This window comes from Kosakonia sp. WA-90 (assembly GCF_039871955.1).
GTDB lineage: Bacteria > Pseudomonadota > Gammaproteobacteria > Enterobacterales > Enterobacteriaceae > Kosakonia > Kosakonia oryzendophytica.
This window is the reverse complement of sequence record NZ_JBDPLJ010000006.1, coordinates 210,642-231,982: the sequence shown is the minus strand read 5'-3', so window position 1 is coordinate 231,982 and position 21,341 is coordinate 210,642. Positions and strand designations below refer to the sequence as shown.

The window sequence follows — 21,341 nt, the reverse complement described above, 5'->3', positions numbered from 1 at the left end:
CTATCAGACTGACCTTTGATGTGCAGAAATCCGGCGATAAGATAGAAACGTTGTTTCGAATTAGCCTGTACAATAAAGGAGACATCATGCCTGGTTTCGCCAACCCGGATCGCTATGCGCAGATGCACTATCGCTACTGTGGCAAAAGCGGTTTGCAGTTACCCGCCCTTTCACTCGGTTTGTGGCACAGTTTTGGCCACAGTCACGCCCTGGAGTCACAGCGCGCCTTGCTGCGCAAAGCGTTTGATCTGGGGATCACCCATTTTGATTTAGCCAATAACTACGGACCACCAGCAGGCAGCGCGGAAGAAAATTTCGGCCGTCTGCTACGGGACGATTTCGCCAGCTACCGCGACGAACTGATTATTTCCACCAAAGCGGGATACGATATGTGGCCAGGGCCGTACGGTTCCGGTGGCTCACGCAAATATCTGCTCGCCAGCCTTGATCAGAGCCTGAAGCGTATGGGGTTGGAGTACGTGGATATCTTCTATTCGCACCGGGTAGATGAAAAAACGCCGATGGAAGAGACCGCCGCCGCGCTGGCCCATGCAGTGCAGAGCGGTAAAGCGCTCTACGTCGGTATCTCTTCCTATTCCACCGACCGCACCCGGCAAATGGCGGCGCTGCTGCGCGAGTGGAAAATCCCCCTGTTAATCCACCAGCCCTCCTATAACCTGCTTAATCGCTGGGTGGATAAAACCGGACTGCTGGATGCGCTGGAAGATAATGGCATGGGCTGCATCGCGTTTACGCCGCTGGCGCAGGGCTTGTTGACGGGGAAATACTTGAGCGGTATTCCGGAAGGCTCACGCATGCAGCGTGAAGGCAATAAAGTGCGCGGTCTGACACAGAAGATGCTGACGGAAAGTAATCTCAACAGCCTGCGGCTGCTGAATGAGATGGCGCAGCAGCGCGGGCAGTCGATGGCGCAAATGGCGCTGAGCTGGTTGCTGAAAGATGCCCGCGTCACCTCCGTGCTGATTGGCGCAAGCCGCCCGGAACAGATCGCGGAAAATGTTCAGGCGCTGAATAATCTGACATTCAGCGCAGACGAACTGGCGCAAATCGACAAGCACATCGCCGATGGAGAGCTCAATTTATGGCAGGCGTCGTCGGATAAATGATCGTACGCAGGCCGGGAAACCGGCCTGCAGCGATCAATGTTTTTCGCGGGTTAACCTGTCCAGGTAACCCATCACAAATGCTGAGAGCACAAATGTCAGGTGGATTATTACGTACCACATCAGTTTGTTGTCCGGCACATTTTTCGCATCCATAAACACCCGCAGCAAATGAATGGACGAGATGGCGACGATAGAGGCGGCCACTTTGTTCTTCAGGGACGTGGAGTCCATTTTGCCGAGCCAGTTCAGTTTCTCTTTGTGTTCTGCGATATCGAGCTGCGAGACAAAGTTTTCATAGCCGGAAAACATCACCATCACCAGCAGGCCGCCGACCAGCGTCATATCCACCAGCGACAGCAGCGTCAGAATGAGATCGGCTTCCGCCAGGCTGAATATGTTGGGCAGGATGTGAAAAATCTCCTGGAAGAATTTTACCGTCAGTGCAAGCAGAGCAAGGGAGAGGCCAAAGTAAACCGGGGCGAGCAACCAGCGCGAAGCGTACATTGCGTTTTCCAAAAATCGTTCCATAGTGTCCTGTAAGATAGCTTAACCAGCGGCCAGTATATCCCAGTCAGGTAAACATTTGGCAACACTCTGCCAACATCAACGGAACACAATGATACGTACAAGGTAGCGAGGTTGATGGCAGGCCAGACCTTCGACCTGCAAAAGATATGAACAATATTGCTATACGTCCTCGGGGTTTACCCACGGACGCTGGTTCTCCGGCCACACCAAAACAACCAGTGCCGGGTAGGCTTCAGTACTGAACTCGTGGAAACACTGACGCAGATTGAGCACATCCAGATCGGCATGCGGCACCTTCTCACCATTGAGGCAGCGCTTCTTTATATTGTCATAATACTTATACACAGCAGAATTGAGATCGCTACACCGACGCTGCGCCTCAAATAAACCAGGGGTATTATTTAATTCTGCCATGTTCATGCGTTTTATGGTCGCATGAAGAAAATCAATATATTCATGGTTAACCCGCCAGTACCACACCGGAGTAATGGCATTCATTAACACAGAAAAATGATCCTCACCTTCCTCTTTTGACAACGGTTGAGGTCTGGGAGGAAGGTTCTCAATTTCGCTGCGCGGGGCTTTATTGTACTCGCGCATTAATAAAAGTACGCCGCCAGTGAGCAGCAATAATGTAATAACAGAATAAAAAATACTGTTCATGAGCAGGCTCCATTTTTTTTGATTTTAAAAGTGCGCCATGATATTGTCAACGAACCTCACGTCTGTCTTGCCCCTTCCCTGTTGATATTAAAGGATATTAGAAATGCTTCCCGAGAATCTTGTCCCGGCACGATTTCACATTTCTGCCGCTGAAACCAGGCCAGGAGAAGAAGGAAAAGAGCCTAATTTAACTCAGGGAAAAAGAACGCTCTCCGAACACGCTGACCAAATATTAGCGAACGTGAGCCACAATGGGCAATCAAGAAATATGTTACTTGAGGAACGCGATCGGCATATAAAAGATCGTCTGTTCCGTGTAGTAAAAATCGAGACATTCGCCCGTCTGCTTAATGACTTACAAGCGGAAGGCGAGATTGATGCCCAGACATTAAGCAAAATAATTGCGGATAAAACACAGGAAATTAATGAATCTGGCGATAAGATTTGGCTTAACCTGATTACCCGTGAAAAAGATGGACCAATGTTTTATAAAATTGGGGAAGAGTAACGTGAAAGAAATCGATAACAATAATGTGTATTTAGCTTTAGATGATAAAAAAAGTGATGAGTTTATCTTAAAGCAAAATATAGAAGCATTAATGCTCGATAAAAACAGCACAATTGAGCGCATTGCACGTGAACTGGTATCCATTCCCGCCGCACTGGTGCGTCTTAAATGGCAGAATCGTCGGGAAATCTATCCATTACAGGTTAAAGAAGAAATTTATGGCGCGGTGATCAACGCCATTATTGAACAGAAGCCTGAGCTCATGGAAAAGATCATGGGTCGTCTGGAAACCAACTACCAGCATATTCTGGGACGGGAAGCGGCAACGCTGCGCCTGAACCGTAAATTGATTGACGGTGAATACCGCACATCAAACGTCACTACCGTCGCGCTGGATGAAGAAACCGCCGCGAACAAGCCAGACGCAAACTAACTGGCCGTCGCCGGTTGCGCATATCATCACTATCCAGAAAATCCTGAATCTTGCTGCAATAACAGCGCAGACAACTACCCTTAAGTACTCAACCACCGATATGGAGGGTACTTAATGGCAACTAACCAGACAAAAATTCAGGATCCCACCACGCAATACTACGCTGGCGATTACCCGCAGCAGAAACAACCCTATCCCGGGGTACAGGCAAAAATGGATCCTGTACCTGACTGTGGTGAAAACAGCTACGTGGGCAGCGGACGGTTGAAAGATCGGAAAGCGCTGGTCACCGGCGGGGATTCCGGTATTGGTCGTGCTGCCGCCATCGCCTACGCGCGTGAAGGGGCGGATGTGGCGATCAACTACCTGCCTGCGGAAGAAGAAGATGCGCAGCAGGTCAAAGCGCAGATCGAAGCGGCCGGACGCAAAGCGGTGCTGATCCCCGGCGATCTGAGCGATGAGTCATTTGCCCGTGCGTTGCCACACAAAGCCAAAGAGCAGCTTGGCGGTCTGGATATCCTGGCGCTGGTCGCTGGCAGACAAACCGCAATTGAAGAGATTGCTAATCTGACCACCGAGCAATTTATTCAGACCTACACGGTGAACGTTTTTGCGCTGTTCTGGATAACTCAGGAAGCCATCCCACTGCTGCCACGCGGCGGTAGCATCATCACCACCTCATCAATCCAGGCGTACCAGCCAAGTACACACCTGCTGGACTATGCCTCCACCAAAGCGGCTATTCTCAATTACAGTCGCGGGCTGGCAAAACAGGTGGCGGAAAAAGGGATCCGCGTCAATATCGTGGCGCCAGGGCCAATCTGGACAGCATTGCAGATTTCTGGCGGTCAGCCGCAGGAGAAACTGCCGCAGTTCGGCCAGCAAACGCCATTGAAACGCGCCGGACAACCGGCTGAGCTGGCCCCCGTCTACGTTTATCTGGCAAGCCAGGAGTCGAGCTACGTCACGGCCGAAGTGCATGGCGTCACAGGCGGCGAACATCTCGGATAAGCAGGTGAAAAAAAAGCTGGCGAGAGCCAGCTTTTTTACGTTTGGCAAGGACAGATTACTTCGCTTTCGCGACCTCTTCACCGACCAGACCGATTTTCAGATACCCCGCCTGATGCAACGTATCCATCACCTTCATCATTGTTTCGTAGTCTACGGTTTTGTCCGCACGGAAAAAGATGGTGGTGTCTTTTTTACCTTCCGTCATCGCATTTAGCGCGTTGATCATCGTGTCATCCGTCACCTGATCGTTACCGATAAACATCGTGTTATCCGCTTTTACAGAGAGGTAGACTGGCTTTTCCGGGCGCGGTTGTGGCTGGCTGGAGGATGCCGGCAGATTCACTTTCACATCCACCGTGGCAAGCGGTGCGGCCACCATAAAGATAATCAGCAGCACCAACATAACGTCGATAAACGGCGTTACGTTGATTTCGTGCATTTCGCCGTTATCGTCCAGGTTTTCATTAAGACGCATTGCCATGGCGTATCAACCTACACGTAATTTCTGAGCCGCACGCACCGGCTGCGCATTGCTGGCAGCCAGGTCAAGATCGCGGCTTTGCAGTAACAGAACCTGCGCGGCGACATCGCCGAGGGTGGCTTTGTAACTGCCAATCATGCGCGCAAAAAGGTTGTAAATCACCACCGCCGGAATGGCAGCAACCAACCCGATCGCCGTAGCCAGCAGCGCTTCGGCAATACCCGGCGCCACAACAGCGAGGTTCGTAGTTTGCGTCTGCGCGATGCCGATAAAGCTGTTCATGATGCCCCAAACGGTACCGAACAGACCGATAAACGGAGAGATCGCGCCGATAGTGGCGAGATAGCCATTACCGCGCCCCATATAACGCCCGGTCGCCGCCACGCGACGCTCCAGGCGGAACCCGGTGCGCTCTTTAATGCCTTCGTTATCTTCGCTGCCTGCGGATAACTCCAGCTCGTTCTGGGCTTCGTTGATTAACAGGGTGCTGAGGCTTTTCGCATGGAAGGAGGAGGCGATTTCGCTGGCCTGATCCAGTGAGCGGGCATCAGCCAGCAGGGTCTGCTCACGCTTGATGCGGCGCTTTTGCGCCATCATCTCAACGCTTTTGCTGAAGAACAGAGCCCATGTCACCACGGACGCCAGAATCAGGCCGATCATTACCACTTTAACGACAATGTCGGCGTGCTGATACATACCCCACACGGATAGATCCGTCTGCATCAAATTATTACCCACTGTGTTTCTCCGCGACGCAAATCACAAAAACTGAGCGCCATCATATCAAAATGATGTCGAATTGATAGTAGTTCTCATTACTATTTACATAGTGCCTGAATTGAAAGCCATTTTCTTTGCGCTCACGCAGTAAACCCGCGCGACTGAACACGTCGTAGAAAAAATTAACACCCGCACCGCAAACAGGGATGCATCAACCCACAATCATGGTAGTCTGGACATCCAGACGTATAAAAACAGGTTGAGCGAAAATGACGGCGAAGCATCTTGATACCGCTCTGGTAAACGCAGGGCGCAGCAAAAAATATACACTAGGCTCGGTGAACAGCGTGATCCAACGCGCCTCTTCCCTGGTCTTCGAAACGGTGGAAGCCAAAAAACACGCTACCCGCAACCGGGCAAACGGCGAACTGTTTTATGGTCGCCGCGGTACGCTAACACACTTCTCATTACAGGAAGCGATGTGTGAACTGGAAGGCGGCGCCGGATGCGCGCTTTTCCCCTGCGGCGCCGCGGCGGTGGCTAACACCATTCTGGCGTTCGTTGAGCAAGGCGATCATGTGCTGATGACCAACACCGCCTATGAACCGACACAGGATTTCAGCACCAAAATTCTCGCCAAACTGGGCGTCACCACCAGCTGGTTTGACCCGATGATTGGCGCCAGCATTGTGCATCTCATCCAACCCAATACGAAAGTGGTGTTCCTGGAATCTCCCGGCTCCATCACCATGGAGGTGCATGACGTTCCGGCGATTGTTCAGGCGGTGAGAAGCGTGGCCCCGAACGCCATCATTATGATTGATAACACCTGGGCGGCTGGCATCCTGTTCAAAGCGCTGGAGTTTGATATTGATATCTCGATTCAGGCAGGCACCAAATACCTGATTGGTCACTCCGACGCGATGGTGGGCACCGCCGTTTCCAACGCCCGCTGTTGGGAGCAACTGCGTGAAAACGCCTATCTGATGGGGCAAATGTTGGATGCGGATACCGCGTATATGACCAGCCGCGGTTTGCGTACATTGGGCGTGCGCCTGCGTCAGCACCATGAAAGCAGTTTAAAAATTGCCGAATGGCTGGCGACGCACCCGCAAGTGGCGCGGGTGAATCATCCGGCGCTGCCTGGAAGCAAAGGGCATGAGTACTGGAAACGTGACTTTACCGGCAGCAGCGGCCTGTTCTCCTTTGTATTAACTAAACGCTTAACCCATGAAGAACTGTCGCAATACCTCGATCCGTTTTCACTGTTCAGCATGGCCTACTCCTGGGGCGGTTATGAGTCGTTAATTCTGGCCAACCAGCCGGAACAGATAGCGGCGATCCGCCCGGATGGTGAAGTGGACTTCACCGGTACCTTAATTCGGGTGCATATTGGTTTAGAGAATGTTGACGATCTGATTGAAGATTTAGCTGCAGGATTCCAGCGTATCGTGTAAACCAGGCTAACCGGGGTAAAGCTTCAGAAAATTCTCTGTTTCTTGCGCCCCGGATCAAGGTGTTTTTGGCGAGTTGGAGTACAATAGCCTCCTCTACGCGGTACCACAGGAACGTCCATGGCTGTTATTCAAGATATTATCGCTGCGCTTTGGCAACACGACTTTGCTGCGCTGGCTAACCCGCATGTTGTTGGCGTTGTTTATTTTGTGATGTTCGCCACGCTGTTTCTGGAAAACGGCCTGCTTCCTGCTTCGTTTTTACCGGGGGACAGCCTGCTGTTACTGGCCGGTGCGCTGATTGCGCGCGGCTGCATGGACTTTGTATCCACCCTGTTTATCCTCACCTCCGCCGCCAGTCTCGGCTGCTGGCTCAGCTACCTGCAAGGCAAGTGGCTGGGCAATACGCGGGTGGTGAAAAGCTGGCTTGCGCAGCTACCGGTGAAATACCATGAACGGGCGACCTGTATGTTTGACCGCCACGGTCTGCTGGCGCTGCTTGCCGGGCGTTTTCTGGCGTTTATTCGCACCCTGCTGCCGACCATGGCCGGCATATCCGGTTTGTCGAACCGCCGCTTCCAGCTGTTTAACTGGCTGAGCGCCCTGCTATGGGTTGGCGTCGTCACCTCTTTTGGCTACGCCATCAGCATGATCCCGTTTGTGAAACGTCATGAAGATCAGGTGATGACGTTTCTGATGATCCTCCCGGTCTTCCTGCTGGTCGCCGGGCTTGTCGGCACTGTTGCGGTGGTGCTGAAGAAAAAATACTGCAACGCCTGACCCGCTGCCCCTCTTCCCGGCGAAGAGGGGCCGTTTTTACATCCCCTGCATGGTACGAATTCTCGCCACATCCTCTCCCGGCGTCAGACCAAAATAGCGTTTAAACTCGCGGCTGAACTGCGACGGACTTTCATAGCCAACCCGTATCGCCGCAGCGCTGGCTTTCATACCATCATGCACCATCAGCATACGTGCTTTGTGCAGACGGTAGCTCTTCAGGTACTGCAAAGGCGACGTGCTGGTCACTGACTTAAAGTTGTGGTGAAACGCCGACACGCTCATATTGGCTTCAGCGGCAAGCTGATCGACGCTCAGATTCTCCGTGTACTGGCTCTCAATGCGCTTCAGCACCCGGCTAATCAGGCTAAAATGCGTCTGGCGACTCACCAGTGCCAGCAACGCACCGCCGCGCGGCCCGGTCAGCACGTGGTAAAGGATCTCGCGGATAATCTGTTTACCGAGAATACGCGCATCCAGCGGGCGCTCCATCACGTCCAGCAAGCGTTCGGCGGCGCACAGGATCTCTTCCGACAGGACCGCCGAGTTAATCCCGCTCGCGGCGATATCAGGGCGAAAGAGTTCATCTTCGCCGATATCCATCAACAGTTCCTGTAATTGCAGGATATCGACATTTACGCGAAGACCCGCCAATGGCACCTCCGGCGTGGCAAAGGTTTCACACTCAAACGGTAACGGCACCGTCAGTAATAAATACTCGTTAGTGTCATAGCGAAAAACGCGCTCATTGATATAACCGATTTTATGACCGGAAAAGAGAAAAACGATCCCCGGAAGGTACATCACCGGCGTTCGGGTTCCCGGCTGAGTCCCGTACAGCAAACGGATATCCGGCAGCAGTTCACTGAGTGTGTTTTCATTTATTTTCAGAGCCTTAATCTTTTCTGTCAGGTGCAAACAAATCTCTTCGCGCTTCATTTTCCGCTACTCCGGCAAGGCTTTTTGACACAGACAGTGTGCTCAGTTTTATGCTTTTTCTCCAGCCTAAAAGAGAAACAGGCAAGACATTCGCAGGAATGTGCATTGAGAGAGACGCTGCCCACGCCCACAATAATCCCATCAGGCAGACAGCTGCCGGACATTTTTCACCTAATGAGAAGGGAACGAGCAATGAATAACTTTAATCTGCATACCCCTACCCGCATCCTGTTTGGTAAAGGCGCAATTGCTAATCTGCGTGAGCAGATCCCGGCGGAGGCCCGCGTGTTGATTACCTATGGCGGCGGCAGCGTGAAGAAAAACGGCGTGCTGGATCAGGTCTACAGCGCGCTGCAAGGTCTGGATGTCCGCGAATTCAGCGGTATTGAGCCAAACCCGACGTACGAAACCCTGATGAAAGCCGTAAAAATCGTGCAAGACGAAAAGATCACATTCTTGCTGGCGGTGGGCGGTGGTTCTGTACTCGATGGCACCAAATTTATCGCCGCAGCAGCGCAGTATGCAGACGGCATCGATCCGTGGCACATCCTGCAAACGCGGGGGAGTGACATCAAAAGCGCCATTCCGATGGGTTCTGTGTTGACGCTGCCAGCCACCGGTTCTGAATCCAACGCAGGCGCGGTGGTATCTCGTAAAGCAACCGGCGACAAACAGGCGTTCCACTCTGCTTTCGTGCAGCCCGTATTTGCCATCCTCGATCCGGTTTACACCTACACCCTGCCGCCGCGTCAGGTGGCGAATGGTGTGGTGGATGCCTTTGTCCATACCGTTGAGCAGTACGTCACCTATCCGGTGGACGGCAAAATCCAGGATCGTTTCGCGGAAGGCATTTTGCTGACGCTGATCGAAGAAGGCCCAAAAGCGTTGCAGGAACCGGAAAACTACGACGTACGCGCCAACGTGATGTGGGCGGCAACGCAAGCGCTGAATGGTCTGATTGGCGCAGGCGTACCGCAGGACTGGGCAACACATATGCTCGGTCATGAACTGACTGCGATGCATGGTCTTGACCATGCGCAAACCCTGGCCGTTGTTCTGCCTGCGCTGTGGAATGAAAAACGCGATACCAAGCACGCCAAATTGCTGCAATACGCTGAGCGCGTGTGGAACATCACTGAAGGCTCTGAAAACGAGCGTATCGATGCGGCCATTGAAGCAACGCGTAACTTCTTCGAACGTATGGGCGTGCCGACGCGGTTGTCCGGTTACGGCCTCGACGGTAGCTCAATTCCGGCGCTGTTGAGCAAACTCGAAGAACACGGTATGACGCAACTCGGCGAACACCAGGATATTACACTGGAAGTCAGCCGTCGCATCTACGAAGCGGCGCGCTAAGGTCGTCTGGCAACGGCTTTCGTTTTTGGTTTTTTCGACCACACTTAATGCACACCACCTTACCGGGCCTGTCCCGGTAAGCCTATTGAAAGGAGAAATGCATGACACATCCCACCGTGATTAAGCTTTCTGACGGCACACTGATGCCGCAACTGGGTCTTGGCGTGTGGAAAGCGAGCAACGAGGAAGTGGTTACCGCGATTCATAAGGCACTGGACGTGGGGTATCGATCCATTGATACCGCCGCAGCCTATAAAAATGAAGAAGGCGTGGGCAAAGCGATTGCCAGCTCGGGCGTACCTCGCGATGAGTTATTTATTACCACCAAGTTGTGGAATGACGATCAGCAGCGTCCGGCGCAAGCATTAAAAGAAAGTCTGAAAAAACTGCAGCTTGATTATGTGGATCTCTATCTGATGCACTGGCCAGTACCGGCCATCGATCATTATGTCGAGGCGTGGCAAGGGATGATCGCATTACAGCAGCAGGGGCTGGTGAAGAGCATCGGCGTATGCAACTTTCAGATCCCACACCTGCAACGCCTGATCGATGAAACCAGCGTCGCGCCGGTGATTAACCAAATCGAGCTACACCCGTTGATGCAGCAGCGCCAGTTGCACGCCTGGAATGCCACACACAAGATCCAGACCGAGTCCTGGAGCCCGCTGGCACAGGGCGGTGAAGGGGTCTTCGATCAGAAAATCATCCGTTCGCTGGCGGATAAATACAGCAAAACACCTGCACAGATAGTGATCCGCTGGCATCTTGATAGCGGTCTGGTGGTGATCCCGAAATCGGTCACGCCGTCGCGCATTGCCGAAAACTTTAATGTCTGGGATTTCCGCCTGGATAAAGACGAGCTGGCGGAAATTGCCAAACTGGATGCCGGTAAACGGCTTGGGCCAGACCCGGATCAGTTCGGCGGTTGAATGCCCGTTGAGCACAAAAAAATGCCCGGTGTAAACCGGGCATTTTTAGGGTGACTTAACGCACCCGCGTGGCTTTTTTCTTCGTGGATGCAGCGCTTTTACCGTTGCTACGCTGGTGCACAATCGGCGTATGTTTGGTCAACGCTGGCTGCGACTGGCGGTTCTGACGGCGCGCTTCACGCATCTCTTCCAGCGTCGGTGCCGGCACCAGGCATTCGCGGCGCGAGCCAATCAAATGCTTTTTACCCATCGCTTCCAGCGCCTGGCGCAGCAACGGCCAGTTGGCCGGATCGTGGTAACGCAGCAGCGCTTTATGCAGACGGCGCTGTTTGTCCCCTTTGGGGACCACCACCTCTTCGCTCTTATAGTCGATTTTCGACAGCGGGTTTTTGCCGGTGTAATACATGGTTGTCGAGTTCGCCAGCGGTGAGGGATAGAAGTTCTGTACCTGGTCAAGACGGAAGCGGTGACGCTTCAGCCACAGCGCCAGGTTCACCATGTCTTCATCACGCGTACCGGGGTGCGCAGAGATAAAATAGGGGATCAGATACTGTTCTTTGCCCGCCTGTTTGGAATAGGTGTCGAACAACTGCTTAAAGCGGTCATAGCTGCCCATTCCCGGCTTCATCATCTTCGACAGCGGACCTTCTTCAGTGTGTTCCGGCGCAATCTTCAGATACCCGCCCACGTGGTGCGTCGCCAGCTCTTTCACATAGCGCGGATCTTCAACGGCCAGATCGTAACGCACACCAGAGGCAATCAGGATCTTTTTAATACCTTTCAAATCACGGGCACGACGATAGAGATCGATCGTCGGTTGGTGATTGGTATCCATATGCGGGCAGATCTCCGGGTAAACACAAGAGAGTCGGCGACAGGTCTGTTCCGCACGCGGCGATTTGCAGCGCAGCATATACATGTTGGCGGTCGGCCCGCCGAGATCGGAAATCACCCCGGTAAAGCCCGGTACGCTATCACGAATCGCTTCGATCTCATTGATGATCGAATCTTCGGAGCGGCTTTGAATGATACGGCCTTCATGCTCGGTGATGGAGCAGAAGGAACAGCCACCAAAACAGCCGCGCATAATATTGATGGAGAAGCGGATCATCTCATACGCCGGGATACGGCTTTTGCCATAGGCGGGGTGCGGCACGCGCTTATAGGGCAAAGCAAACACGCTGTCCATCTCTTCGGTCGACAGCGGGATAGCTGGCGGGTTGATCCAGATGTAACGATCGCCGTGTTTTTGCATCAGCGCGCGGGCGCAGCCGGGGTTGGTTTCGTGGTGCAAAATACGCGACGCATGGGCGTAGAGCACCTTATCACCTTTCACCTTCTCAAAAGAAGGCAGCAGCACATAGGTTTTTTCCCACGGTTTCGGGCGCGGCGGCTGCACCGTCACACGTTTTGCTTCCTGCGCTTCCTGCGCTACGGGTTTGTTGTCCGCACAGGGTAAATCTTCGCCATACGGATGCGGGATCGGGTCGATCTTACCCGGCGTATCAAGGCGGGTGGAGTCCACCCCGCTCCAGCCCGGCAGCGCTTCTTTGACGATGATCGCGGTGTTACGCACATCGCGGATCTGCGAGATCGGTTCGCCCGCGGCCAGACGATGAGCCACTTCCACCAGTGGGCGTTCACCGTTGCCAAACATCAGCATATCGGCTTTGGCGTCAATCAGCACCGAGCGACGCACGGTATCAGACCAGTAATCATAATGTGCAGTACGGCGCAGGCTGGCTTCAATACCGCCGAGGATCACCGGCACCTCTTTCCACGCTTCTTTACAGCGTTGGGTATAAACCAACGTGGCGCGATCCGGACGCTTACCGGCGACGTTATCCGGGGTGTAGGCGTCGTCATGACGCAGCTTACGATCGGCGGTGTAGCGGTTGATCATCGAATCCATGTTGCCAGCGGTGACGCCGAAGAACAGGTTCGGTTTGCCCAAACGCATAAAGTCGTCTTTGCTGTTCCAGTCCGGTTGGGCAATGATACCAACACGAAACCCTTGTGCTTCCAGCATACGGCCGCAAATCGCCATCCCGAAACTGGGGTGATCGACATATGCATCGCCCGTCACCAGAATAATGTCGCAACTATCCCAGCCGAGTTGATCCATCTCTTCGCGCGACATCGGCAAAAACGGCGCAGGGCCGAAGCAGGCCGCCCAGTACTGGGGCCATGAGAAAAGGTCACGATCCGGTTGGATCAGGGATATTGCGCTCATCTTGCTTCCAAAAATGATAAAAAAATAATCAAAGGGCGGCGATTATACGCCGTAATTTGACCGGAAATGAAGGAGGATTTTGTACAGGACAGCAGCCTGACAGGTAAAAACCTGGCAGGCTTACACATGTTACGGCGCCGGGTTCACCAGCAGCTGCCCTACCGAACCACGGTCGGTCATCTCCAGCGTCTGGCTTTGATACTGGAACGGGAAGTGCGGCCAGGAAGGCTGGCCGAACCACACCAGCAGTTCCACCTGTCCGTCGATCCAGACAGTATCTTTCCAGCCCCGGTCCTCCGGGAATGGCATCGCACCGTTAACGTTGCGCACCAAAAACATTACGCCTTCAATATGGAAGGATTGCGGCATCTCGGCGCGGACGGTCCAGCGCTCCCAGGTGCCTTGCTGCGTAGTGATATCGATCCGCTGCGGATCCCATAACTGCCCGTTAATGCCCGGATCGCTGCCCAGCGTGATATCCCGGCTGCGGGTTGGTGTACCGGCCATAATCTCTGACGGCAGCAGACGCATGGGTAGTCTGTCCGTCACCAGCGGTAACAGCCCGGTTGGACGCAACGTCAACACCAGCGTCGAAATCAGGATGCTGGAGGGCTCGAAGAAACCGCGTACGCGATCCATCAGGGTTGCCGCTTCGCCACAGGTGATCGACACTTCATCACCGTTGGTCATATCCACCAGCACCTCGCGGCGCTCCCCCGGTGCCAACGACAACTGCTTTACTGATACCGGTGCGGGTAAAAAGCCCTGATCGCCGGCAATCACATGCAGTGCGCGACCATCACTCATTTGTAACTGGTAGCGCCGGGAGTTCGAGGCATTTAACAGACGCAGTCGCACCCAGCCACGGGAAACATCCACATACGGGCTTTGCGCGCCGTTCACCAGCAACGTATCGCCAACAAAACCACCGCTACCGGGTTCGCTGTATTGCGGCGTACCGAAATTATCCAGCCGCTTATCCTGAATAATGACCGGGAAATCATCCACGCCGTAATGGTTCGGTATCGGTAACGACTTACTGATCTCATCCTCCACCAGCCACATTCCCGCAAGACCGTTATAGACCTGCTGCGCGGTGCGGTTCGGCGTATTGGCGTGATACCACAGCGTCCCGGCATTCTGACGAATAGGCAGCACCGGTGCCCAGTCGTTATTGGCGGTCATCATGCGCGCTGCGCCACCAATCAGCGGCCCTGGCACCTGCAAACCACTGACGGTCATTGCCACGTTTTCCGCCAGTCGGTTGCTATAAATCAGTTTGACGTCATCACCGTTCCATACCCGGATCGTTGGCCCCAGATAACGCCCATTGATGCCGAAAACCTGGGCACGTGTACCGGTCGTGAATGACCAGTGCGTACGTTGCAGGGTAAGAAACAGCGGTTGCCCGCGACGGGATTCAAACAGAGGAGGAACGGGCAGCTGCGGTTGTTGCCCGGCGGCATTTGCCCTCAGCGGCACCGCACCTGCACATAGCGCAACCCCGGATGCCTGAATAAACTGACGCCGACTGAGTGACATATTTGCTCCGTGTAACACTGACTCTATGCCGCAAGCATCACTGTCTGCGGACTTATTAACAACAAAAGGTTAAACCCGACCGGCGGCTTCGCGTTCTGCAACTTCTTTATCGAGTTCCTCGATTTTCGTTGCCATCAATTCGCGGCAATGAGTTGCCAGCTCACGCACCTGATCTTTACCAAAGCGGGTGATATCAATGGGCGGCAACATCTCAACGATAACCAACCCGTTGCGCAGGCGATTGAGTTTAATTTTGTTAGACGTCGTCGACACGCAGACCGGAATGATCGGCACACCGGCGGCAATCGCGGCATGAAACGCCCCGGTTTTAAACGGCAGCAAACCGCGACCGCGGCTACGGGTGCCTTCCGGAAACATCCAGATGGAAATATTGCGTTTCTGGATCTGCTTAACCACTTCGGCAATGGTGCCATGGGCTTTCGCACGGTTATTACGATCAATCAGCAGATTGCCGGTCAGCCAGTAAAGCTGACCAAAAAACGGGATCCACAACAGGCTCTTTTTACCCACGGTCACCGTTGGCGGTAGCACAATGTTGGATGCGGTCACCATGTCGAAGTTGTTCTGATGGTTCGCAATATAGATAGCATTGCCAAACTTCGCAGCATCCGGCGGCAGACGTTTTTCGACTTTCAACCCGAAAACTGGCGCAAGGCGACCAAACATATGACCAAAGGTCGCAACATGTTTTGGATTACGTGGACTAAACAGGCAGTAAAGGGACCCGAATACGCACACCAGAATGGAATAAATAACAACGATGATTACGCGAAAAATGAATAGCATAGCGACCTCTGAAGCCCATACCTTTGAGCATTATATACACGCCAGCAGCACTACGCTGAGGCTGGCGGCGCCACAATGAGCCATCAACTGGCCTGGGCTTTGTGTTATGCGGCCTTTAAAAAAGCGTATTGTTAATCGCAATTGCCGAATTAACAACGCTTTTACGGGAAATTTTAATGTAGAAACGTGTCTCCCTCAGGGGCGATGGAGACACGCTTTTGCGCCTTACTCTTCGCTGTCGCCCGTCGCCGGACGGGAAGGCGCATCAATCTCAACGCGATCGATACGCTGCAAACCGCGCATCAGCGTACCGCGGCGCCCGCGTTCGCCCTGCACTTTTTGCAGCTCTTCAGGACGCAGCTTGATTTTGCGTTTGCCGACATGGATGGTTAACGTGCTCTGCGGCGGCAACAGGTAGAGGTGCGCAAGCCCGTCGCTACCGTTTGCTGCATCCGCAGACGGGATGCCGATGATCTTGTTGCCTTTCCCTTTCGACAACTGCGGCAAATCGCTGACCGGGAACATCAGCATACGACCGGCGGTGGTGATGGCCAGCAGCATATCGTCATCGTTAACGATTTCCAGCGGCGGCATCACCCGCGCGTTATCCGGCAGGCTGATCAGCGTTTTACCGGCACGGTTACGCGCCACCAGGTCGTTAAAGGTACACACAAAACCGTAACCCGCGTCCGACGCCATCAGCAGTTTCTGCTCGTCGTTGCTCATCACCATATGCTCAACGGTCGCTCCCGGCGGCAGCGTCAGCTTACCGGTTAGCGGTTCGCCCTGACCACGTGCGGACGGCAGCGTAATCGGGTCGATTGCGTAACTGCGTCCGGTGGAGTCGATGAACACCACCGGCTGGTTGCTCTTGCCTTTCGCCGACGCTTTCCAGCTATCACCGGCTTTGTAACTCAGTCCCTGCGCGTCAATGTCGTGGCCTTTGGCGCTACGCACCCAGCCCATTTGCGACAACACAATGGTCACCGGCTCAGACGGCTGCATATCGTGCTCGTTCATCGCTTTCGCTTCTTCGCGCTCATGCAACGGAGAACGGCGATCGTCGCCGAACGCATCGGCATCCGCCTGTAGCTCTTTCTTCAGCAGAGTGTTCATCTTGCGCTCAGAAGCGAGGATCGCTTGCAGTTGATCGCGCTCTTTCGCCAGATCATCCTGCTCACCACGGATCTTCATCTCTTCCAGTTTGGCAAGATGGCGCAGTTTTAACTCAAGGATCGCTTCCGCCTGCGTCTCGCTGATGCCAAAGCGTGACATCAGCACTGGCTTCGGTTCGTCCTCGGTACGAATGATTTCGATCACTTCGTCGATGTTGAGGAATGCCACCAGCAAACCTTCAAGGATATGCAGGCGTTTGAGGACTTTTTCCAGACGGTGATTCAGGCGGCGGCGCACGGTGTCGCGGCGGAACGCCAGCCATTCGGTGAGGATCTCCAGCAGGTTTTTCACTGCCGGGCGGCCATCCAGACCGATCATATTCAGGTTAATGCGGTAGCTCTTTTCCAGATCGGTGGTGGCGAACAGGTGGTTCATCACCTGCTCCATGTCCACGCGATTAGAACGCGGGACGATCACCAGACGCGTCGGGTTTTCATGATCCGATTCGTCACGCAGATCGTCGACCATCGGCAATTTTTTATTGCGCATCTGAGCGGCGATTTGCTCCAGCACGCGTGCGCCGGAAACCTGGTGCGGCAGCGCGGTGATCACCACCGCGCCATCCTCTTTTTTCCAGACCGCGCGCATACGCACTGAACCGCGACCATTCTGGTAAATTTTGCGGATCTCGGCACGGGAGGTAATGATCTCTGCTTCAGTCGGGTAGTCCGGCCCCTGCACAATATCCAGCAACTGGTCGATCGTGGTTTTCGGCTGCTCAATCAGGGCAATAGCCGCATTAGCGACTTCGCGCAGGTTATGCGGTGGAATATCCGTCGCCATCCCTACTGCAATCCCGGTCGTGCCGTTCAGCAGGATATTCGGCAGGCGCGCAGGCAGCATTTTCGGCTCCTGCATCGTACCGTCGAAGTTCGGTACCCAATCAACGGTGCCCTGGCCCAGTTCGCTCAGCAGCAAATCGGCATATTTCGACAGACGGGATTCGGTATAACGCATGGCGGCGAAGGACTTCGGATCATCCGGCGCCCCCCAGTTACCCTGCCCATCAACCAGCGGATAGCGGTAGGAGAACGGCTGCGCCATCAACACCATGGCTTCATAGCAGGCGCTGTCGCCGTGCGGGTGGTATTTACCCAGGACGTCGCCCACGGTACGGGCGGATTTCTTAAATTTGGCGCTGGCGTTCAGCCCCAGTTCAGACATAGCGTAAACGATGCGGCGTTGAACAGGTTTCAGGCCATCACCGATAAACGGCAACGCACGATCCATGATGACGTACATGGAGTAGTTCAGGTAGGCGTTTTCCGTAAATTCATGCAGCGCAAGGCGCTCTGCCATATCGCTCATTAATCGTGATTCCTCAACGTATGTGCCCGCCTGTACGGCGGCAATATTGCCGCAGATACTACCCTATCTGCGGCGAGGAGTCATAGAGATGAGCGATTTTTTCACGCGCACCTGGCGCTTACTGGGCGACCTTACTGATCTCTTTTACATCGATTTCCACCGAGTTCCAGTCTTTATCCACTTCTCCCTGGATCTCCACCACATCCTGTGGCCCGACTGTCACGCCATTCCAGCGTTTACGGTTGATATCCACATTGATGGTACCGGTGGCATCTTTGAATAAATAGGTATCGTCGGAAACGCGCTCAACGATGTTCCCCCGCAACGTAACCCAGGCATCGTCCCGCAGCGACTTCACGCTCTCAACGGTGGCTTTGCTACCGTTCGGCCCGGTAAAACCCCCACTCTGCTGAGAGGCACCAGGGCCGGTAAACCCGCCCTGATTCGCGGCGAAGGCCGGTGCGGAACATAACGCAAATACGGCAATAATGGCGGCGATCTTTTTCATTTTGTCTCTCCCTTTTCCTGTGGTTTGCGACCATTTAACCGGTCATTCCTTAACGACTTCTTAACGGGAAAAAAGATAATTTTTCGCTGTACATTGCCTGTCGCCAACGGGTTTACTGCCCATAACAGGGTGATGAAAGGAGGCATTGTGCGCATTTTACTGATTGAAGATGACACGCTCATCGGCGACGGCATTAAAACCGGACTCAGCAAAAAGGGATTTAGCGTCGACTGGTTCACGGACGGCAAACAAGGGAAAGCGGCGCTGTTTACCGCCCCTTATGACGCGGTGATCCTCGATTTAACGCTCCCCGGTATCGATGGCCTCGACATTCTGCGCGACTGGCGCGAACAACAACGCGCCGAACCGGTGCTGATCCTGACCGCCCGCGATGCCCTTGATCAACGAGTGGAAGGGCTGCGCCTGGGTGCGGATGATTATTTGTGCAAACCGTTTGCGCTGATCGAAGTGGCCGCCCGACTGGAAGCCCTGATTCGCCGTACACACGGACAAACGCAAAATACACTGCGCCACGGCGGGGTGATGCTGGATCCCGGCAGCCTGGTCGCCACATTGAATGGCGAGACGCTGGCACTCAAACCGAAGGAGTTCGCCCTGCTGGAACTGTTACTGCGCAACGCCGGTCGCGTACTGCCGCGTAAACTCATCGAAGAGAAGCTCTATAACTGGGATGACGATGTCACCAGTAATGCCGTGGAGGTGCATGTGCACCACTTGCGACGCAAACTGGGCAGCCACTTTATCCGCACGGTTCACGGCATCGGTTACACCCTGGGAGAAGCATGAAACGCACCCGCCCGTTGAGTCTGCGCCTGCGCCTGACGTTACTGTTTTTACTGTTATCGCTCGCAGCCTGGCTGTGCGCCAGCCTGGTTGCCTGGCAGCAGACCCGTGATAAGCTCGACAAGCTGTTCGACACCCAGCAAATGCTGTTCGCCAAGCGCCTGAGCGTTATGGAGTTTGAACAACTGCAAAGCGCCGCGCCGCAGATCGCGAAGAAAAAGGTGAAGCATGGCCATCTCGACGATGATGCGCTGGCGTTCGCCATCTATTCGACAGACGGCAAAATGCTGCTGCATGATGGCGAGAACGGCAAAGAGATCCCCTATAACTATCGGCGCGAAGGGTTTGATAACGGCCATCTGCGCGATGATGATGACTCGTGGCGCTTTCTGTGGCTCACCGCTGAAAACAAGCGCTTTCGCATTGTTGTCGGTCAGGAGTGGGATTATCGCCAGGAGATGGCGCTGGAGATTATAACCTCACAACTCACGCCGTGGCTTGTCGCCTTGCCGTTGATGCTGATTCTGCTGATTGTTCTCCTGAGTCTGGAGCTGCGCCCGCTGAAAAAACTGGCGCTGTCGCTGCGCGCACGCGCGCCGGATCTCGCCGAACCGTTGCCAGACGACGGTGTACCCCGTGAAGTGCGTCCGCTGGTGGAGGCGCTGAACCAGCTCTTTGCCCGCACTCATACGATGATGCAGCGCGAGCGGCGTTTCACCTCCGATGCCGCCCATGAGCTACGTAGTCCGCTGGCGGCGCTGAAAGTGCAGACCGACGTCGCCCAGCTTTCCGATGACGATCCTATTGATCGGCAAAAAGCGCTGGCTCAGTTACATACGGGAATCGATCGCGCTGCCCGTCTGGTGGATCAGTTACTGACGCTGTCACGGCTCGACTCACTGGATAATCTTGACGATCTCGAACCCATCTCACTGGCTGCGCTGCTGCAATCCGCGGTAATGGATAATTACCATCCGGCGCAGCAGGCCGGCATTGATGTCCGTCTGCATCTCCATGACAACACCGTCAGCCGCCAGGGTCAGCCCTTGTTACTCAGCCTGCTGGTACGTAATCTGCTGGACAACGCCATTCGTTATAGCCCGGCGGGCAGTACCGTGGATGTTACGCTCGATGCCCATTGTTTTAGCGTAAGGGATAATGGTCCAGGCATTAGCGAAGAAGCGCTGGCACGTATTGGCGAACGTTTCTATCGCCCGCCCGGCCAGAGCGAAACCGGCAGCGGGTTGGGCCTGTCGATTGTGCAGCGCATTGCCAGGCTGCATCACATGAGGGTGACATTCGGTAATCATCCGCAGGGGGGGTTTATCGCGCGGGTCAGTTGGTAGCGGCATTATTGCTGTAAAAGCAAAAGTCTTTGCACTTTTTGCCAATTTAACCGCACCGTCGATCAGGATACCATGGCCCGCAAACGTATTTCGCTGAGGAATTCCCATGAGCAATATTCTGATTATCAATGGCGCGAAGCAATTCGCACACTCAAAAGGTCAACTGAATGACACCCTGACCGAGGTCGCGGAAAGTTTTCTGCGCGACGTCGGGCATGATGTTCGCACCGTCCGCGCCGACGGTGAGTATGACGTAAAAGAAGAAGTGCAGAACTTCCTGTGGGCAGACACTATCATCTGGCAGATGCCCGGCTGGTGGATGGGCGCGCCCTGGACGGTGAAAAAATATATGGATGATGTCTTCACCGAAGGCCACGGTACACTCTACGCCAGCGATGGCCGTACCCGTTCCGATGCGTCAAAAAAATACGGTTCCGGCGGCCTGATTCAGGGCAAAACCTATATGTTGTCACTGACCTGGAACGCGCCAATGGAAGCGTTCACCGATAAAGAACAATTCTTCCACGGTGTCGGCGTAGACGGCGTCTATCTGCCCTTTCACAAGGCAAATCAATTCCTTGGCATGGACGCGCTGCCAACCTTTATCACCAATGATGTGATTAAAATGCCGGACGTCCCGCGTTATATCGCAGAATATCGCAAGCATCTGACAGAGATTTTTGCTTAACTG

The 21,341-nt window shown here is 54.2% G+C and carries 21 protein-coding genes; 11 read left to right on the top strand and 10 right to left on the bottom strand.

Annotated elements, in window-relative coordinates:
- Positions 1 to 86 precede the first annotated feature (86 nt).
- Positions 87 to 1,127: an aldo/keto reductase gene (locus ABGA49_RS12920; RefSeq protein WP_088238406.1), complete on the top strand. Its 1,041-nt coding sequence runs from the start codon at positions 87 to 89 to the stop codon at positions 1,125 to 1,127.
- A 33-nt stretch (positions 1,128 to 1,160) separates the two neighbouring features.
- Here the strand turns inward: ABGA49_RS12920 and ABGA49_RS12915 are convergent, their stop codons facing one another.
- On the bottom strand, positions 1,161 to 1,655 hold the full coding sequence (locus ABGA49_RS12915; RefSeq protein ID WP_061493151.1) for a TIGR00645 family protein: 495 nt from the start codon (positions 1,653 to 1,655) through the stop codon (positions 1,161 to 1,163).
- Positions 1,656 to 1,814: 159 nt separating this feature from the next.
- Positions 1,815 to 2,318 (bottom strand): hypothetical protein, encoded by a 504-nt coding sequence (locus ABGA49_RS12910; protein ID WP_061493150.1) that lies wholly within the window; start codon positions 2,316 to 2,318, stop codon positions 1,815 to 1,817.
- 103 nt (positions 2,319 to 2,421) lie between these two features.
- On the opposite strand from ABGA49_RS12910, the gene ABGA49_RS12905 reads away from it, so the two are divergent.
- The 3 genes from ABGA49_RS12905 (at position 2,422) to ABGA49_RS12895 (ending at position 4,270) form a co-directional block, all read left to right on the top strand.
- On the top strand, positions 2,422 to 2,826 hold the full coding sequence (locus ABGA49_RS12905) for a hypothetical protein (protein ID WP_061493149.1): 405 nt from the start codon (positions 2,422 to 2,424) through the stop codon (positions 2,824 to 2,826).
- A 1-nt stretch (position 2,827) separates the two neighbouring features.
- Complete coding sequence (locus tag ABGA49_RS12900) at positions 2,828 to 3,259, top strand: cytoplasmic protein (RefSeq protein ID WP_170933849.1); 432 nt, start codon at positions 2,828 to 2,830, stop codon at positions 3,257 to 3,259.
- A gap of 114 nt (positions 3,260 to 3,373) precedes the next feature.
- Positions 3,374 to 4,270, top strand: coding sequence for an SDR family oxidoreductase (locus tag ABGA49_RS12895; RefSeq protein WP_061493147.1), 897 nt, complete (start codon positions 3,374 to 3,376; stop codon positions 4,268 to 4,270).
- Positions 4,271 to 4,325: 55 nt separating this feature from the next.
- Here ABGA49_RS12895 and exbD read toward each other — a convergent pair whose 3' ends face one another.
- Together exbD and exbB are read right to left on the bottom strand one after the other, a co-directional pair.
- Positions 4,326 to 4,751: a TonB system transport protein ExbD gene (exbD, locus tag ABGA49_RS12890; RefSeq protein WP_347665631.1), complete on the bottom strand. Its 426-nt coding sequence runs from the start codon at positions 4,749 to 4,751 to the stop codon at positions 4,326 to 4,328.
- Between the two features lie 6 nt (positions 4,752 to 4,757).
- Complete coding sequence (gene exbB, locus ABGA49_RS12885; RefSeq protein WP_061493145.1) at positions 4,758 to 5,489, bottom strand: tol-pal system-associated acyl-CoA thioesterase; 732 nt, start codon at positions 5,487 to 5,489, stop codon at positions 4,758 to 4,760.
- 251 nt (positions 5,490 to 5,740) lie between these two features.
- Here exbB and metC point away from each other — a divergent pair, with 251 nt between their 5' ends.
- On the top strand, positions 5,741 to 6,928 hold the full coding sequence (gene metC / locus ABGA49_RS12880; protein WP_088238408.1) for a cystathionine beta-lyase: 1,188 nt from the start codon (positions 5,741 to 5,743) through the stop codon (positions 6,926 to 6,928).
- Positions 6,929 to 7,045: 117 nt separating this feature from the next.
- Positions 7,046 to 7,705: a DedA family general envelope maintenance protein YghB gene (yghB, locus tag ABGA49_RS12875; protein WP_061493143.1), complete on the top strand. Its 660-nt coding sequence runs from the start codon at positions 7,046 to 7,048 to the stop codon at positions 7,703 to 7,705.
- Positions 7,706 to 7,741: 36 nt separating this feature from the next.
- Here the strand turns inward: yghB and ABGA49_RS12870 are convergent, their stop codons facing one another.
- A complete protein-coding gene (locus tag ABGA49_RS12870; RefSeq protein ID WP_061493142.1) occupies positions 7,742 to 8,641 on the bottom strand; it encodes an AraC family transcriptional regulator in 900 nt (299 codons plus the stop codon).
- A 192-nt stretch (positions 8,642 to 8,833) separates the two neighbouring features.
- Here ABGA49_RS12870 and yqhD point away from each other — a divergent pair, with 192 nt between their 5' ends.
- Both yqhD and dkgA read left to right on the top strand, forming a co-directional pair.
- Positions 8,834 to 9,997, top strand: a complete 1,164-nt coding sequence (yqhD, locus tag ABGA49_RS12865) for an alcohol dehydrogenase (protein ID WP_347665630.1) — start codon at positions 8,834 to 8,836, stop codon at positions 9,995 to 9,997.
- A gap of 101 nt (positions 9,998 to 10,098) precedes the next feature.
- Positions 10,099 to 10,926, top strand: coding sequence for a 2,5-didehydrogluconate reductase DkgA (gene dkgA, locus ABGA49_RS12860; protein WP_061493140.1), 828 nt, complete (start codon positions 10,099 to 10,101; stop codon positions 10,924 to 10,926).
- Positions 10,927 to 10,981: 55 nt separating this feature from the next.
- On the opposite strand, the gene ABGA49_RS12855 is transcribed toward dkgA, so the two are convergent.
- The 5 genes from ABGA49_RS12855 to ABGA49_RS12835 all read right to left on the bottom strand — a co-directional run bounded on the left by ABGA49_RS12855 (position 10,982) and on the right by ABGA49_RS12835 (position 18,500).
- On the bottom strand, positions 10,982 to 13,159 hold the full coding sequence (locus ABGA49_RS12855) for a YgiQ family radical SAM protein (RefSeq protein ID WP_134318670.1): 2,178 nt from the start codon (positions 13,157 to 13,159) through the stop codon (positions 10,982 to 10,984).
- Between the two features lie 129 nt (positions 13,160 to 13,288).
- Positions 13,289 to 14,701: a cell division protein FtsP gene (gene ftsP, locus ABGA49_RS12850; RefSeq protein WP_061493138.1), complete on the bottom strand. Its 1,413-nt coding sequence runs from the start codon at positions 14,699 to 14,701 to the stop codon at positions 13,289 to 13,291.
- 69 nt (positions 14,702 to 14,770) lie between these two features.
- On the bottom strand, positions 14,771 to 15,508 hold the full coding sequence (gene plsC, locus ABGA49_RS12845; protein ID WP_061493137.1) for a 1-acylglycerol-3-phosphate O-acyltransferase: 738 nt from the start codon (positions 15,506 to 15,508) through the stop codon (positions 14,771 to 14,773).
- 225 nt (positions 15,509 to 15,733) lie between these two features.
- Positions 15,734 to 17,992, bottom strand: coding sequence for a DNA topoisomerase IV subunit A (parC, locus tag ABGA49_RS12840; protein WP_061493136.1), 2,259 nt, complete (start codon positions 17,990 to 17,992; stop codon positions 15,734 to 15,736).
- Between the two features lie 118 nt (positions 17,993 to 18,110).
- On the bottom strand, positions 18,111 to 18,500 hold the full coding sequence (locus tag ABGA49_RS12835; RefSeq protein WP_061493135.1) for a YgiW/YdeI family stress tolerance OB fold protein: 390 nt from the start codon (positions 18,498 to 18,500) through the stop codon (positions 18,111 to 18,113).
- 147 nt (positions 18,501 to 18,647) lie between these two features.
- On the opposite strand from ABGA49_RS12835, the gene qseB reads away from it, so the two are divergent.
- The 3 genes from qseB to ABGA49_RS12820 all read left to right on the top strand — a co-directional run bounded on the left by qseB (position 18,648) and on the right by ABGA49_RS12820 (position 21,338).
- Positions 18,648 to 19,307, top strand: a complete 660-nt coding sequence (qseB, locus tag ABGA49_RS12830; protein ID WP_061493134.1) for a quorum sensing response regulator transcription factor QseB — start codon at positions 18,648 to 18,650, stop codon at positions 19,305 to 19,307.
- Complete coding sequence (gene qseC, locus ABGA49_RS12825) at positions 19,304 to 20,650, top strand: quorum sensing histidine kinase QseC (protein WP_347665629.1); 1,347 nt, start codon at positions 19,304 to 19,306, stop codon at positions 20,648 to 20,650. Before qseB ends, qseC begins: the two co-directional genes overlap by 4 nt.
- Positions 20,651 to 20,756: 106 nt before the next feature.
- Entirely contained in the window at positions 20,757 to 21,338 is a 582-nt protein-coding gene (locus ABGA49_RS12820) for an NAD(P)H-dependent oxidoreductase (RefSeq protein ID WP_061493132.1), read from the top strand.
- Positions 21,339 to 21,341 lie beyond the last annotated feature (3 nt).